This is a genomic window from Bradyrhizobium diversitatis, from assembly GCF_016031635.1.
Taxonomy (GTDB): domain Bacteria; phylum Pseudomonadota; class Alphaproteobacteria; order Rhizobiales; family Xanthobacteraceae; genus Bradyrhizobium; species Bradyrhizobium diversitatis.
Window position 1 is genome coordinate 1 of sequence record NZ_JACEGD010000075.1, and the last position, 14,554, is coordinate 14,554.

Annotated in this window: 13 protein-coding genes; 3 read left to right on the forward strand and 10 right to left on the reverse strand. The window is 63.9% G+C overall.

Annotated elements, in window-relative coordinates:
* Positions 1–280: integrase core domain-containing protein (locus H1B27_RS38740; RefSeq protein ID WP_197969650.1), on the forward strand; the 280-nt coding region annotated here is incomplete at its 5' end.
* 140 nt (positions 281–420) lie between these two features.
* On the opposite strand, the gene H1B27_RS38745 is transcribed toward H1B27_RS38740, so the two are convergent.
* From H1B27_RS38745 to H1B27_RS38785, 9 genes are all read right to left on the reverse strand, one after another.
* A complete protein-coding gene (locus tag H1B27_RS38745) occupies positions 421–1,245 on the reverse strand; it encodes a hypothetical protein (protein WP_197969651.1) in 825 nt (274 codons plus the stop codon).
* A 92-nt stretch (positions 1,246–1,337) separates the two neighbouring features.
* Positions 1,338–2,135 carry a hypothetical protein gene (locus H1B27_RS38750; RefSeq protein ID WP_197969652.1) on the reverse strand — a complete coding sequence of 266 codons (798 nt, stop codon included), beginning with the start codon at positions 2,133–2,135 and terminating at the stop codon, positions 1,338–1,340.
* A 170-nt stretch (positions 2,136–2,305) separates the two neighbouring features.
* Positions 2,306–4,282: an acetyl-CoA carboxylase biotin carboxylase subunit gene (locus tag H1B27_RS38755; RefSeq protein ID WP_197969653.1), complete on the reverse strand. Its 1,977-nt coding sequence runs from the start codon at positions 4,280–4,282 to the stop codon at positions 2,306–2,308.
* A complete protein-coding gene (locus H1B27_RS38760; RefSeq protein WP_197969654.1) occupies positions 4,279–5,895 on the reverse strand; it encodes an acyl-CoA carboxylase subunit beta in 1,617 nt (538 codons plus the stop codon). Before H1B27_RS38760 ends, H1B27_RS38755 begins: the two co-directional genes overlap by 4 nt.
* A 121-nt stretch (positions 5,896–6,016) precedes the next feature.
* On the reverse strand, positions 6,017–6,883 hold the full coding sequence (locus H1B27_RS38765) for a beta-keto acid cleavage family enzyme (protein ID WP_061879777.1): 867 nt from the start codon (positions 6,881–6,883) through the stop codon (positions 6,017–6,019).
* A gap of 193 nt (positions 6,884–7,076) precedes the next feature.
* Entirely contained in the window at positions 7,077–7,877 is an 801-nt protein-coding gene (locus tag H1B27_RS38770) for an AraC family transcriptional regulator (protein WP_061879778.1), read from the reverse strand.
* A gap of 192 nt (positions 7,878–8,069) precedes the next feature.
* Entirely contained in the window at positions 8,070–8,726 is a 657-nt protein-coding gene (locus H1B27_RS38775; protein ID WP_197969655.1) for a glutathione S-transferase family protein, read from the reverse strand.
* Positions 8,726–9,889, reverse strand: coding sequence for an acyl-CoA dehydrogenase family protein (locus tag H1B27_RS38780; protein WP_197969656.1), 1,164 nt, complete (start codon positions 9,887–9,889; stop codon positions 8,726–8,728). The genes H1B27_RS38775 and H1B27_RS38780 overlap by 1 nt, the downstream gene beginning before the upstream one ends.
* Before the next feature lie 128 nt (positions 9,890–10,017).
* Positions 10,018–11,154 (reverse strand): acyl-CoA dehydrogenase family protein, encoded by a 1,137-nt coding sequence (locus tag H1B27_RS38785; RefSeq protein WP_197969657.1) that lies wholly within the window; start codon positions 11,152–11,154, stop codon positions 10,018–10,020.
* Positions 11,155–11,412: 258 nt separating this feature from the next.
* On the opposite strand from H1B27_RS38785, the gene H1B27_RS38790 reads away from it, so the two are divergent.
* Both H1B27_RS38790 and H1B27_RS38795 read left to right on the forward strand, forming a co-directional pair.
* On the forward strand, positions 11,413–12,963 hold the full coding sequence (locus tag H1B27_RS38790) for an acyl-CoA synthetase (protein WP_197969658.1): 1,551 nt from the start codon (positions 11,413–11,415) through the stop codon (positions 12,961–12,963).
* Between the two features lie 75 nt (positions 12,964–13,038).
* A complete protein-coding gene (locus H1B27_RS38795) occupies positions 13,039–14,262 on the forward strand; it encodes an ABC transporter substrate-binding protein (RefSeq protein ID WP_197969659.1) in 1,224 nt (407 codons plus the stop codon).
* Here the strand turns inward: H1B27_RS38795 and H1B27_RS38800 are convergent.
* A partial coding sequence (locus H1B27_RS38800; protein ID WP_197966091.1) for a transposase occupies positions 14,259–14,554 on the reverse strand: 296 nt, incomplete at its 5' end. The genes H1B27_RS38795 and H1B27_RS38800 overlap by 4 nt on opposite strands.

Below are 14,554 nucleotides of genomic sequence, written 5' to 3' on the forward strand. Positions count from 1 at the left end.
CATCGAAAGCTTCAACGGCAGGATGCGCGACGAGTTGCTGAACGAGACGCTGTTCTTTGGCATCGCCGAGGCACGGAGCAAGATTGCTGCATGGGTCGCCGACTACAATGGTGAGCGGCCTCACTCCTCGCTGAAATACCAGACCCCGGCGGCCTACGCTGCCACATTCACCGCAACGGGCGATCGGCTGCGCAACCCCGACCAGCTCCGCCGATCGCCCGTTGCTCCACCCGCGCCAATCGGCGTAAAACCCACTCGGACTCTAAACGCTACTGGATGAAACTTCGGTGGCAGGTCAGGCACAACAGAGAGCCAGCGCCGGTTTCTGAACCGTTGTGGACCTCATTAAGTGGGGCCGCTGAGAACGCTTGTGACCCCAAAGCGGACAGTTGGGATTACGCCTGCTACTCTCGATTTTGCTCAAAGGTTGTCTCGATGGAAATCGCGCGCACTCAGCTCGTTAGCAAGCGTGCTTCGCGAATGATATTGATCGCCGTCAAGATGAGTTTTCATGGTCTTGAGCCACGGCAGCTTCACTTCAATACCCGTAGTCAATGGGGCCTCCGTCACCTCGATGACTGCGTCGCGGAGCGCAATCCCAGATCCGAATGTTGCGGCTAGATTTCCGGGTTCAATTTGTTCAACCGACTTCGGGTCATCAAGATCACGAAATTTGACCAACATCGGAATTTCGTCGACCTCCAACACTCGACGCGGATGATGCTCTCTCAATAGCCGCATTTGCGGTAGGGGATCGGTCTCAATCTTGAGCAAGTCGGCAAAGGCATGAAACAGCATCCATGCAGGACCACCCAAATCTCCGTATCCAGCTTTCGGCCCATGCAGAAGCGCAAAAAGCACACCGTGCGGGCCGAGATCAACCACAATAGCTTCGCCGCTAACCTCGTTGCCGAAGCCTCCCATGGAGCCGAAGAGGCCTCTGGTGTCGGTCTGCTTGACTTGAATGACGCCAGAACCACTGACGAGCTTTCCATCAACTTCTACGTTGATTGTTAAGCGGTATCTGATGGTCTCGCTCAGGGAGCCGCAACCTGTTAGGAGGCTCCCCAAAATCAAGAGCCCGGTCAGCCACCTCACGCGCCGTAGAGCCATCGTCTCCCGACCACTAATGGACATATCAAAGCCGTTGAAGCCTTCCGACACACCAACAGCTATTGGTTGTGCATGGAAAGCGTCTAAGGTTCGTAAATTGTGTTGATCGACAGAAGGGATCGATAGCTGCACGGCTCCGCTTCTGGCCCTTCAGCGGCATTGGAAGATTGCTGCTTCCCCGCCGGTGTTGGGGCTTAAGCCGACATCAGGCGGCGGCCAGCCGGTTAATGCGTACTCGATCCCAGCGCCCGGATCACCGGCCAGGCTGCGAGCGCAGCAGCGAGATGCTTGAGCGTGTGGCCCGAGACGATGTGCCCGGTCGCTTCGAAAATGAGCGCGTCGCCGAGTTCGAGAAGCTTGGCCAGCACATAAAACAGGATCACGCCACCCAGCGGCACGCCAAGCGCGCCGGAGCGGGGCCGCGTCAACGCGAGGCCCACGGCCAGCGCCATGCCGCCGAACTGCACCACCACCCAAGGCGTGAGATTCTCGCGTGCCACCCAGGCAGCGAGCAGGCCTGCGACCATCGCCAGCACCAGCACCGCTTCGCCGGCGCGCGTGCTGATGCGCTCGCTGGCCGCGATGCCCAGAAAGCCTGCGAATGCTACCGCCATGCCGAGACGATCGGCCACGAGGCGTTGCGGCATGTCGGGGTCGAGATGATCGAAGCCCGAGCCCAGGCAAGTGAGGATCAGCCCGACGAAGAACCAGCTTGCACCGACCGGCGCATCGTGGCGCGCGCGCAGCCGCTCCGAGCCCCACACGCCCATGGCGAGAAAGGCGAGATTGCTCAGCACATCGCCGGCGTTGGGCACGCCGAGCCAGGTGCGGCCGTCGATATAATGCGGGATGTGCCAGGCCGAGGCAGGCAGCACTGGCGCCAAAAGCGCGGTCAGCGTCAGGCCGATGAGCGCGCCGCCCAGGTATTTTTCGCGGGCATCCAGCCGGCCGAACGCGAAACGGCGCACTGCTGCAGGCAGCTTGGCAGGGGTCGCTCGAGCGGGATTGTCGACGTGCAGCATGCGCAACCTCCAATATTGAACATCGTTCAATATTGGTAACGCATGATTGAACAATGTTCAATACAATCGCCAAGAAGTTTTTGTGAACCCATAACTACTGGAAATAACTTGGATTTCGTTCGAGGCGGGTCCGCGTTTTGCTTCGCGCCTCGCAAATGACGGCGGAGCGACTACCCCGCCCCGACCTCCGCCAAGATCCGTCCCGTCGTGACCTGATCGCCTTCGGCGACGTCGATCGCGCCGACCACGCCGTCGATGCCGGCCTTGTGGACGTGCTCCATCTTCATCGCCTCCAAGGTCAGCACCGGCTGGCCGGCGGAGACGCGGTCGCCAGGCTTGACGAGGACAGCGACGACGCGGCCGTTCATGGCGGCGCGAACCTTGCCATCACCACCGTTGCTTGCGGCCGCCTTCGGCGCGGCGAGGGTGAGATCGGTGACGGCGAGCGGGATGCCACGATGCTGCAGATAAAGCCGATCGCCATCGCGCAGGAATTTTGCGCTGTCCATCACGCCGGCGTGGCGGAAGCGGATGGCGTCGGGATCGAGCTGGTCGATCTCGAACTTATGCTGGCGGCCTTCGGCGACGACGGTGTAGCTGCCGTCGCGTTCGCGTGTGATGTCGAGTTCGTGCGCATCGCCGGCGATCTCGATTTTCGCCGGCAGCGGAAAGGTGGCGGCGAGGCTGCGCCCGCCCTGCCACGACGGCGCGCGCGGGTTGGTGACGTAGAGCAGCAGGCCTGCCAGCGCCGTCTCGAACGCCGCGTCCGCACGCGGCGCGAGCAGCTCGTCGCGATGGGTGCCGATGAACGCTGTCGTCGCCCCGCCCCTGGCAAAGCCGGGATGACGCAGGCAGGACATCAGGAACGCCTGGTTCGTGGTCACGCCGAACGCCGTGAGCTGCTCCAGGCCGACGATCAGCCGTCCCCTCGCCTCTTCGCGATTGGCGCCGTGGCTGATCACCTTGGCGATCATGGAATCGTAGAACGGCGGAATCTCCGAGCCCGATCGCAGCGCGTGCTCGACGCGGATGCTTTCCGGCACCTGCCAGCGCGCCATGCGGCCGGACTGCGGCATGAAATCCTGCGCGGCATCTTCCGAACAGAGCCGCACCTCGATGGCGTGGCCGGAGAATCTGATGTCCTGCTGCTTCATCGGCAACGCCTCGCCGCGGGCGACGCGCAGCTGCAGCTCGACGAGATCGAGCCCGGTGACCGCCTCGGTCACGGGATGCTCGACCTGGAGACGCGTGTTCATCTCCATGAAGTAGAACTCGCCACGTTCGTCGAGCAGGAACTCCAGCGTCCCAGCCCCCTCATAACGCAGCGCCTTTACCGCGGCGACCGCGACCTCTCCCATCCTCGCGCGCAACTCGGGCGTGACCGCGGGCGACGGCGCCTCCTCGATCAGCTTCTGGTGCCGCCGCTGCACCGAGCAGTCGCGCTCGCCGAGATGGATGGCGTTGCCGTGGCTGTCGCCGAACACCTGGATCTCGATATGGCGCGGGTTCTGGATCGCGCGTTCCAGGATGACGGTGGGGTCGCCGAACGCGGCCTTCGCTTCCGAGCAAGCACTGCGCAGCGCGTCGGGGAACGAGGCCGCATCGGCCACGAGCCGCATGCCGCGCCCGCCGCCTCCGGCGACCGCCTTGATCATCACGGGAAAGCCGATCTTTCTGGCTTCCGCAAGCATCACCTCGTCGCCCTGGTCTGCGCCCTGATAGCCGGGCACGATGGGGACGCCGGCCTTCTTCATGATCTCCTTGGCGCCGGCCTTGTTGCCCATCGCCGCGATCGCCTGCGGCGACGGCCCGATGAAGACGAGACCGGCCTCCTTGCAGGCGCGGGCGAACTCCTCGTTCTCGGCGAGGAAGCCGTAACCGGGATGGACGGCGTCCGCGCCGCTCGTCTTTGCGGCTGCGATGATCGCGGGAATGCTGAGATAGGATTGCGCCGGAAGCGCTTCGCCGATGCGCACGGCCTGATCGGCGTGCTTCACGTGGAGCGCATCGCGGTCGGCATCCGAGTAGACGGCGACGACGCCGAGACCGAGCCGGCGCGCGCTACGCATGACGCGCAATGCGATCTCGCCGCGATTGGCGATCAGGACCTTGAAGAACGGCCGGTGCTGCGCTGATCCGTTCCTCATGGCCTGGCCACCGAAAACTGCATCCGCTGGGGTGTGCGCGCATCGCCCTCGCGGCAGATCGCGAGCACTTCCGACAGCACTGCGCGGGTGTCGCGCGGGTCGATCACGCCGTCGTCGAGCACGCGTGCACTGGTGGAGAACACGTCCATCTGGCCGTCGAACACAGCGACGATCTGCGCCTTCATGGCGTCCAGCCTGTCCTTCTCGATCGGCTTGCCGCGGCGTGCCGCGGCCGCTTCAGTCACGATCGCCATGGTCTCGGCCGCCTGCTCGCCGCCCATCACGGCGGTCTTGGCATTGGGCCAGGAGAAGCAGAAGCGCGGATGGAAACCGCGGCCGCACATGCCGTAATTGCCGGCACCGAACGAGGCGCCGCAATAGATGGTGATCTGCGGCACCGTCGCCGAGGTCACCGCCTGGATCATCTTGGAGCCGTGCTTGATCATGCCGGCTTCTTCATAGGCCTTGCCGACCATGTAGCCGGTGGTGTTGTTCAGATAGAGCAGCGGTGTACGGGTCTGGCAGCAGGCCTGGATGAAATGCGTCGCCTTGTTGGCGCCGGCGGGATCGAGCGGGCCATTGTTGGTGATGATGCCGATGGCCTGCCCTTCGATGCGGGCGTGGCCGCAGACCGTGGCGGGACCGTAGTTCGGCGCCATCTCGGTGAAATCGGAATCGTCGACGATGCGCGCGATCACTTGCTTCATGTCCACGGGGCGCTTGTGGTCCATCGGCATGATGCCGAGCAGCTCGTCCTGGTCGTAGCGCGGCGGCTTGAATTCTGGCGTCGCCCTGCCTGGCCGCTCCCATTGCAGCGCCGCCATGATCTCGCGCGCGATGCGCAGGGCGTCGCGGTCGTCCTCGGCGAGATAGTCGCCGAGACCGGATACCTGTGTGTGCATCTCGGCGCCGCCGAGCTCTTCCTCGGTCGCAACCTCGCCGGTCGCGGCCTTCAACAACGGCGGACCCGCAAGGAAAGCACGGGTGCGGCCACGGACCATGACGATGTAGTCGGAGAGACCGGTCTGGTAGGCGCCGCCGGCCGTGGACGAGCCGTGCGTGACGGTGACGACCGGAAGGCCGGCGGCCGAGAGCCGCGCGAGGTTGCGAAAGATGTTGCCGCCGCGGACAAAATCCTCGACGCGGTAGCGCAGCAGGTTTGCGCCGGCGCTTTCGACGAGCTGCACGTAGGGCAGCTTGTTCTCCAGCGCAAGCTCCTGCACCCGCAGCGTCTTGTCGAGACCGTAAGGCTGCAACGCGCCGGCATCGATGCCGGCGTCGTTGGCGCTGACCATGCAGCGGATGCCCGAAACGAAACCGATGCCGGCGATGACGCCGCCGCCGGGCACGCTCTTGTTCGGATCGGGCACGTCGAACATGTAGCCCGCGAGCGTCGACAGCTCGACGAACGGCGCACCGGGATCGAGCACCAGGGCGACGCGTTCGCGCGGCAGCAATTGTCCGCGCTTGTGGAAGCGATCCTTGGCCGCGGCCGACGCCGCCCGTGTACGCTCTTCCAGCGCGCGCATGCGGTCGATCAGCGCGAGCATGCCGTCCCGGTTGGCGTGGTAGGCGGCGCTGCCGGGGGAGATGGTGTTTTCGATGGTCGACATTAGTGCTCCTGGCCGTCATTCCGGGGCGCGCGGAGCGCGAGCCCGGAATCCATAACCACGATCGGGAGTATGGATTCCAGGCCTGGCCCTTCGGGCCATCCCGGAATGACGGAGTGTGTGACTACCTGTTCGTCCCAAAGATCTTCCGCGCCTCGGCCGGGCTCGCGATCTCGCGGCCGGCACGCCGCGCACAGGCGGCGACCGCTTCGATCAGCTGGCCGTTCGAGGTCACCTTCGTGCCGTCGGCGAGATAGAAGGTGTCCTCCAGCCCGGTGCGGAGATGGCCACCGAGCTCGGCGCAGCGCTGGTGCAGCGGCCAGATCTCCTCGCGGCCGATCGCGGTGACCTGCCAACGCGCCTCGGGGCGCTTCAGCTTGATGAGGATCGGCAGCAGCTCGGGATCAGCAGGCATGCCGGAGGCGACACCCATCACGAAATTGTACTCGAGCGGGCCGTTGTACATGCCGACCTGGCGATACATGCCGACGCAGCGGACGATGCCGACATCGAAGCACTCGAACTCGGGGATGGTGCCGACCGCGTTCATGACGTCGAGATAGTCCTTCACCTTCTCGACCGCATTGTCGAACATCATCGGCGGCCAGGCCCAGGTATTGTCGGCCTTCACTTTCAGGTAGTTCAGCGAACCGGCGTTGCAGGCAGCGATCTCCGGCCTGGTCTCGCGGATGCAATCGAGCGCGCCGCTGTAGTTCGGCCCCGACACGCCCGAAGTGTGGTTGATGATCACGCCAGGGCATGCTTCGCGGATCGCCTGCTGGATCTCCTTGCTGACAGCGACCTCCCAGGACGGCAGGTGCCCCTTGTTCGGCGCCTGCTGGCGCAGATGGATATGCATGATGGACGCACCGGCGTCGAACGCAGCCTTGGCCTCGCGCGCCATCTGCTCGGGCGTCACGGGCACGTTGTGCTGCTTCGGGTCGGTGAGCACGCCGTTCAGCGCGCAGGTGATGACGGCCTTGTCGCTCATGCCACAAATGTCTCGCACGTTGAGAATTCAACGCTTGCGATCATGTGACGCGCGACATGCTTCTTCTTGCGCGGAGAAGCTGGGAAAAACGACGAATTCGTAGGGTGGGTTAGCCGAAGGCGTAACCCACCTCTTTAGCTTCCGCGGAGACAGAAGCGGTGGATTATGCCTTCGGCTAATCCACCCTACGAAGCTACCCCGCCTCCGCCAGCCGCACCGTCTCGGTGCTGCGGTAGATCGCAAGGTCGCGCGAGCCGACGAAGATCGCACGCGGTTTCAATCCGTAGAAGCGGCGGATCGAGTGGCTGAAATGGGTCGAGTCGGGATAGCCGATGTCCTGCGCGAGATGGGCGAGGTTGAGGTCCTGGTTGGCGAAGTGCAGCAGATGCCGCGCGCGCTTCCAGGCACGGAAGGAGCGGAAGGAGATGCCGGTCTCCTCCTTGAACAGATGCAGGAAGCGCGATGCCGAGAGGCCCGCTTCTGCCGCACACGTATCCGCCGTCACCGGCTCGCCGGAGAAACGCCCGATGCGGGCGACCGCGCGCATCACGCGCGGGTCGAGCACGCGGCGTGGCAGCGCCTCGCCAAAGCACATCTCGTCGAACTCGGCGGTGGTGATGTCGCCATAGCGGCGCTGGCGCAGCAGCCCGTAGGCGGCGAGGATCTTGCGGGCGTAGGCGGCCTTGTCCGGACCGCGCAGCCGCTCGGCCAAAGCCTCGATCACGCCATCCGGCATGCTCTCCGGCTCCAGCGTCACGCTGACGACGGTGCGATAGTCGCTGGCGATGGTGTGCCGCTGGTTCGGCAGGGTCACGACCAACTCGTCCGAGGTCTGGACGTCGTCGATCGTCAGATGCAGGCTGCCCTTCACCGCGACATAGACATGGCAGCTACCGGGGGTGCGCTTGCGGGGCCGGCCGAGCAGCCCGGCATAGAATACCCGCTCCGGCGTGATCAGCATCAGATGGTCGGATTCGCGACCTTTATCTTCCATTGGGGTCCTCCTCGCGCGGCTCTCTGGCCGCTGCGGATGGAGGTCACCTTAGCGGAAATTTGGGCGCTGTCACGATAGGATAGCGCTGTCATGAAACATGCATCGTCGTTCCGGGGCGGTCCGCAGGACCGAGCCCGGAACCTCGAGATTCCGGGCTCGATGCTGCGCATGGCCCCGGAATGACAGTCTCCCTTACGCCCTCACCCTCGCTGCCACATTCTGCTCGGCGCCGGCCTTCTGTTCCGCAGCAACTGCGCGCTTGAAACCGTCGCGCTGCTGCAGGCGAGCCCAATAGGCTGCGACATTTGGCCCAAAATCCTTGGCGAGCCCGATGTTGCTCGCCAGGCGGAGCGCGTATCCGATGACGACGTCAGCGGCGGTGAAGCGGCCCGCGCACAATGTTTCGGCATTCGCCGTGGCTGCCTCGACGGCGCGCAGTCTCCCCAGGAACCATTTTGCGTAGTCGGTGGCGACTTGCGGGTTGCGGCGCTCCTCCGGCTCGAGCTGGGTGTATCGGAGCACCAGCGTTTGGGGGAAGGTTAACGTGGCGTCGCTGAAATACATCCAGTTCAGGAAGGCGCCATAGGCGGGATCCTCCGGTCCGACCATCAACGGCGTCGGGCCGTATTTGACACCGAGATAGTGGCAGATGCCGGAGGACTCGGTCATCTTCGTTTCGCCATCCACCATGAAGGGAATCGTGCCGAGCGGATTGAGCGCGAGATAGTCCTTGGCGAAGACGCGCGGCGGGAACGGCAGCATCTTCAGCTCATAGGGCAGCCCCATCTCCTCCAGCATCCAGAGCGGGCGAAACGAGCGCGCGGCGTCGCAGTGATAGAGCGTGATCATCAAGCATTTCCTTTGCTGCCAGGCAGCGTGTCCATCATCTTGCACAGGACCATCAGCATGACCTCGTCGGCGCCGCCGCCGATCGAGGTCAGGCGGCTGTCGCGATAGGCGCGGCTGACCGGCGTTTCGTTGGTAAAGCCCATTCCGCCCCAATATTGCAAGCAGGCGTCGGTGAGCTCGCGGCCGAGCCGGCCGGCCTTCAGCTTGGCCATGGTCGCAAGCCTCGTCACGTCTTCGCCCGCCACCAGTTGCTCGGCGGCACGATAGATCAGCGCGCGCAAAAGCTCGACCTCGGTCTGCATCTCCGCGAGCTTGAAGTGAACCACCTGGTTGTCGAGAATCGACTTTCCGAAGGCCTTGCGGTTGCGCGTGTACTCGATCGTCTGGTCGATGATGTATTCGTGCGCCTTGAGGCAGGCTGCCGCGCCCCACAAGCGCTCCTCCTGGAACTGGATCATCTGGTAGGTAAAACCCTTGCCCTCCTCGCCGATCCGGTTGCGCTTGGGCACGCGAACATTGTCGAAGAAGATCTGTGCCGTGTCGGAGGAGCGCATGCCCATCTTGTCGAGTTTTCGCGCGACGGTGACGCCCTTGCTCTTCATGGGCACGCAGATCAGCGACTTGTTGCGGTGAACGGGACCATCGCCGGTGTTGGCGAGCAGGCAGATCCAGTCGGCCTGCGTGCCGTTGGTGATCCACATCTTGCCGCCATTGATGACGTAGTCGTCGCCGTCGGAGCGCGCCTGGGTCTTGATCGAGGCGACATCGGAGCCCGCGCCGGGCTCGGACACGCCGATGCAGGCGACGTAATCTCCGGCAATCGAGGGTGCCAGAAATTCGCGGCGTACCTCGTCCGAGCCGAAGCGCGCCAGCGCGGGCGTCGCCATGTCGGTCTGCACCCCGATCGCCATGGGCACGCCACCGCAGGTGATGGCCCCTAACTCCTCCGCCATCATCAGCGCATAGGAGTAATCGAGACCGGAGCCGCCGAACTCGACCGGCTTGTTCAGGCCGAGGAAGCCGAGGCTGCCCATCTTTTTGAACAGCTCGTGCGCCGGGAAGATGTCGGCCTTCTCCCATTCATCGACGTGAGGATTGATCTCGTTCGCGATGAACTTCTGCAGGCTGCGGCGGATGTCGTCGTGGTCGGCGGTGAATAGCATTTCGTCCTCTCGTCATTCCGGCGCATCGCGAAGCGATGAGCCCGGAATCCATTTCTCCAAGGTGTCTGCGGCCCAATGGATTCCGGGCTCGCTACGCTACGCTTCGCGCCCCGGAATGACAGAAGTGGTCACAACCCCATCTGCCGCGATGCCAGATCCTTCATGATCTCCTCGGTGCCTCCGCCGATGGCGTTGACCTTGACCTCGCGGTAGATGCGCTCGGCCCTGATGCCGCGCATGAAGCCGGCGCCGCCGAAGATCTGCACGGCTTCCGAGGCGCAGAAGGCCATGGTCTGCGTCGCCTGGTTCTTCATCATGCAGATTTCCGCGACCGGGCTCTCGCCCTGCTCGAGCCGCCAGGCCAGCATCTCCAGCATCGCCTGGGATGCCGCGACCTTCTGTGCCATGTCGACGATCTTGTGGCGGATCACCTGGTGCTGGGCGAGCGGCTTGCCGAAGGTCTTGCGCTCTTTCGCGTAGGCGACCGCCTCGTCGAGACAGACTCGCGCGAAGGCGGTGCAGCTTGCCGCCATGCCCATGCGCTCACTGTTGAAGTTCTGCATGATGATCTTGAAGCCCTGCCCTTCCTCGCCGATCAGGTTTTCGACCGGCACGCGGCATTCGTCGAAATGCAGCGTGGCGGTGTCCGACGCCCACCAGCCCATCTTCTTCAGCTTCGTCCGCGACAGGCCGGGCGTGTCGCCTTCGATCAGGAGCAGGCTGACGCCGCCGGCGCCCTCGCCACCGGTGCGCACTGCAACAGTCAGATAGTCCGCACGCATGCCTGAGGTGATGAAGGTCTTCTCGCCGCTCACGACGTAGTGATCGACGTCGCGCCGGGCCCGGGTGCTGAGGTTCGCGACATCGGAGCCGCCGCCAGGCTCCGTGATCGCGAGCGCAGAGATCTTCTCGCCCGAGAGCACTTGCGGCAGCACGTGCGCCTTCACCTCGGGCCGAGCCGCGCGCGCGATCGGCGGCGAGCCGATGGTGTGGCTCATCAGGCTAGCACTGACACCGCCGGCGCCGGCGCGCGCCAGCTCCTGGCTGGCGACGATCTTCATGAACTGGTCGGCGGTGATCCCGCCATATTCCTCGGGGAAACCGAGCCCCAGGAGGCCGATCTCGGCCGCCTTGCGATAGAGCACGCGCGGGAATTCACCGGCCTCGTCCCACTCGTGGGCGAACGGGGTGATCTCCTTCTCGACGAAACGGCGCATGACGTCGCGGAAGGCGTCGTGCTCGGCGGTATAGAACGGGCTCTTCATTGGTCTCGCCCTGCTGGCGGATTCGCTCGTCCACCATGGCTGGAACATTTGCCATTCACTTGCGCGGAGTGGCTGGCCATGGGAGCCGCTCCACCGCAGCCTATGGCCTAGCAACTCCACGCAAGACGATTTTCGTCCCGCACAGGCTAACTCTGGCTCAAAAAAGACGTTGCTGCACAGACTCCGGCTAGCGCCACGCCGGGCATGGTGCACGGGCAGCAAGAGGGAGGGCGGCATCGACCGCCGAGGGAGGAATTCTTGGCCGTTCGCTACTACGACTGGATTGCCCATCATGGCCGCCGCACGCCGAACAAGGTTGCGGTGATCGACCTCGCAAGCGAGCGCCGCTTCAGCTACTCGCAGCTCGACGCCCGCGTCTCGCGCCTCGCCTCCTTCCTGCGTCACTCCCTGAACGTTTCCCGCGGCGACCGCGTCGCCGTGCTGGCGCTGAACACGACCGATACGCTGGAGGTGCAGTTCGCCTGCGGCCGGCTGGGTGCCATCTTCGTTCCGCTGAACACGCGCCTCACCGTTCCTGAGCTCCAGTTCATCACTGCCGATTGTGCGCCGAAGGTGATGATCCACGATGCCGACCTCGCCGAGACGGCGCTCGCCGTCGCAAAGCTCTGCAACGTTGCGACCAGCCTGCTGCTCGGCCCCGGCGGCACCTATGAAGCCGGTATCGCCGCCGCGAAGCCGCTCGACCGCGCCGAAGAAGTCACGCTCGATGACGTCTCCACCGTCATGTACACCTCGGGCACGACGGGTCATCCGAAGGGCGCGACCATCACGCATGGCATGACCTTCTGGAACTGCGTCAATCTCGGCGGACCCGCCTGCATCGGGCCGGCCTCGGTGCTGCTCACCGTGTTGCCGCTGTTCCACACCGGCGGGCTCAATTGCTATACCAATCCGGTGCTGCACGCCGGTGGCACGGTGATGATCATGCGCGTCTTCGATCCCGGCACGGCGCTCGGCCTGATCAACGATCCCGCGCAGGGCATCAACGTGTTCTTCGGCGTGCCCGCGATCTACCAGTTCATGGCGCAGCACCCGGCCTTCGCGGCGACCGATCTCAGCCGGCTGATCGTCGGCGGTGTCGGCGGCGCTCCGATGCCGGTGCCGCTGCTGAAAGTGTGGGAGGCGCGCGGCGTCGCGCTTCAGCAGGGCTACGGCATGACCGAGACCTCGCCGGCCGTGCTGGTGCTCGATCGCGAGGATGCTGCGCGCAAGGCCGGCTCCGCCGGCAAGCCGGTGCTGCACACGGAAGTGCGCATCGTGCGTCCCGACGGCAGCGACGCCGATGTCGGCGAACTCGGCGAGCTCTGGGTCAAGGGCCCCAACATCACGCCCGGCTACTGGAACAGGCCGGAAGCGAACAAGACGTCCTTCACCGACGGCTGGCTGCACACCGGCGATGCGACCCGCGTCGACGAGGAAGGTTTCTACTACATCGTCGATCGCTGGAAGGACATGTACATTTCCGGCGGCGAGAACGTCTACCCGGCCGAGGTCGAGAACGTCCTGCACCAGCTCACGGCGATCGCGGAGGCTGCGGTGATCGGCATTCCCGATCCGCAATGGGGCGAAGTGGGTCTTGCCATCGTCGCGGTCAAGCCGGGACAAAAGCTGACGGAGCCCGAGGTCTTCGCGCATTGCGCGGCCAATCTGGCGCGTTTCAAATGCCCGCGTCAGATCCGCTTCGTCGAGGCGCTGCCGCGCAACGCCACCGGCAAGATCCACAAGCCAACCTTGCGCAAGGAGTTCTCGGTCGCTTCCGAAATCGACAAGAAGGTCGCTAATGCCTGACCAAAGCGCCCCTCGCGGGCGCTTTTCCTTTTTGAAAGTGCCTGCCCTACCAACAAGAAACTCCAGGGAATTTCCATGAAGAACAAAAAAATCACGTTACTTGCCGCAGCAGCGGCCCTGACCTTGCTTTCAGTTCAAGGCGCTTTCGCACAAAAGAAATACGACACCGGCGCCAGCGACACCGAGATCAAGATCGGCAATGTCGAGGCCTATTCGGGTCCCGCTTCCGCCTACGGCATCATCGGCAAGACCGAGGAAGCCTATTTCAAGATGATCAACGACCAGGGCGGTATCAACGGCCGCAAGATCAACTGGATCTCCTATGATGACGGCTATTCGCCGCCCAAGACCGTGGAGCAGGTCCGCAAGCTGATCGAGAGCGACGAGGTGTTCCTCGTCTTCAACGCGCTGGGCACGCCGACCCAGACCGCCGTGCAGAAATATCACAACGCCAAGAAGGTCCCGCAGCTCTTCCTCGCAACCGGCGCCAGCAAATGGAACGACCCCAAGGGCTTTCCCTGGACCATGGGCTTCCAGCCGAGCTACCGGGTCGAGGCGCGGATCTTCGCCAAGTACATTTTGCAGGCGAAGCCCGACGCGAAGGTCGCGATCTTCTATGCCAATGACGATTTCGGCAAGGACTACGTCGCCGGCATCAAGGAGATCTTCGGCGACAAGGCCTCCTCGCTGATCGTGGCGGAAGAGAGCTACGAGACCACCGAGCCTTCGATCGATTCCCACATCGTCAAGCTGAAGGGCACCGGCGCCAACGTTTTCGTCAACATCTCGACACCGAAATTCGCGGCACAGGCGATCAAGAAGATCGCCGAGCTCGAATGGAGGCCGATGCATGTGATGACCGACGTGTCGATCTCGATCGGCGCGGTGATGAAGCCGGCCGGGCTCGATGCGTCGGAAGGCGTGCTGTCGGCGAGCTATCTGAAGGACGCATCGGATCCGCAATGGAAGGACGACGAAGGCATGAAGAGGTTTCTCGCCTTCATCGACAAATACATGCCGGGCGCCAACGTCTCCGACACCAACATCGTCTACGGCTATGCCGCCGCGCAGACCCTGGTTCAGACCTTGAAGCAGTGTGGCGACAACCTGACGCGGGAGAACGTGATGAAGCAGGCCGCGAGCCTGAAGGATTTTGCGCCCGATACGCTGATCCCCGGCATCAAGATCAACACCGGCGCCAACGACTTCGCGCCGATCGAGCAGCTCAAGATGATCCGCTTCAAGGCCGGTCAGTGGGAGTTGTTCGGCGACATCATCAGCGCCGAGACCGGGGGCTAGGTCGTGGACTCAAACCGCATCCAGATTCGCGTTGAGGCAAGCAAGACGGCGGCAAGGAAGTTGCGGGCGGTCTTGTCATATCGTGTCGCGATACGGCGGAAATGCTTCAACTTGTTGAAGAAGCGCTCGATCAAATTGCGTTGGCGATAGAGGGCGGGATCGACCGAGCGCTGGACCTTGCGGTCGCGGCAGGTCGGGATATGAGCCCGCCCACCACGGCTTTCGACCAGGTCGATGAGAGCACGGGCATCATAGCCGCGATCGGCGACGAGATCGCGGCCGGGTTCGAGCG

What these genes read in the sequence shown, in the direction of transcription:
- H1B27_RS38750 (WP_197969652.1), bottom strand. Translation starts at nt 2,135, where the DNA reads ATGCTGCACGTCGACAATCCCGCTCGAGCGACCCCTGCCAAGCTGCCT.
- H1B27_RS38755 (WP_197969653.1), bottom strand. Translation starts at nt 4,282, where the DNA reads ATGAGGAACGGATCAGCGCAGCACCGGCCGTTCTTCAAGGTCCTGATC.
- H1B27_RS38760 (WP_197969654.1), bottom strand. Translation starts at nt 5,895, where the DNA reads ATGTCGACCATCGAAAACACCATCTCCCCCGGCAGCGCCGCCTACCAC.
- H1B27_RS38765 (WP_061879777.1), bottom strand. Translation starts at nt 6,883, where the DNA reads ATGAGCGACAAGGCCGTCATCACCTGCGCGCTGAACGGCGTGCTCACC.
- H1B27_RS38770 (WP_061879778.1), bottom strand. Translation starts at nt 7,877, where the DNA reads ATGGAAGATAAAGGTCGCGAATCCGACCATCTGATGCTGATCACGCCG.
- H1B27_RS38775 (WP_197969655.1), bottom strand. Translation starts at nt 8,726, where the DNA reads ATGATCACGCTCTATCACTGCGACGCCGCGCGCTCGTTTCGCCCGCTC.
- H1B27_RS38780 (WP_197969656.1), bottom strand. Translation starts at nt 9,889, where the DNA reads ATGCTATTCACCGCCGACCACGACGACATCCGCCGCAGCCTGCAGAAG.
- H1B27_RS38785 (WP_197969657.1), bottom strand. Translation starts at nt 11,154, where the DNA reads ATGAAGAGCCCGTTCTATACCGCCGAGCACGACGCCTTCCGCGACGTC.
- H1B27_RS38795 (WP_197969659.1), top strand. Translation starts at nt 13,039, where the DNA reads ATGAAGAACAAAAAAATCACGTTACTTGCCGCAGCAGCGGCCCTGACC.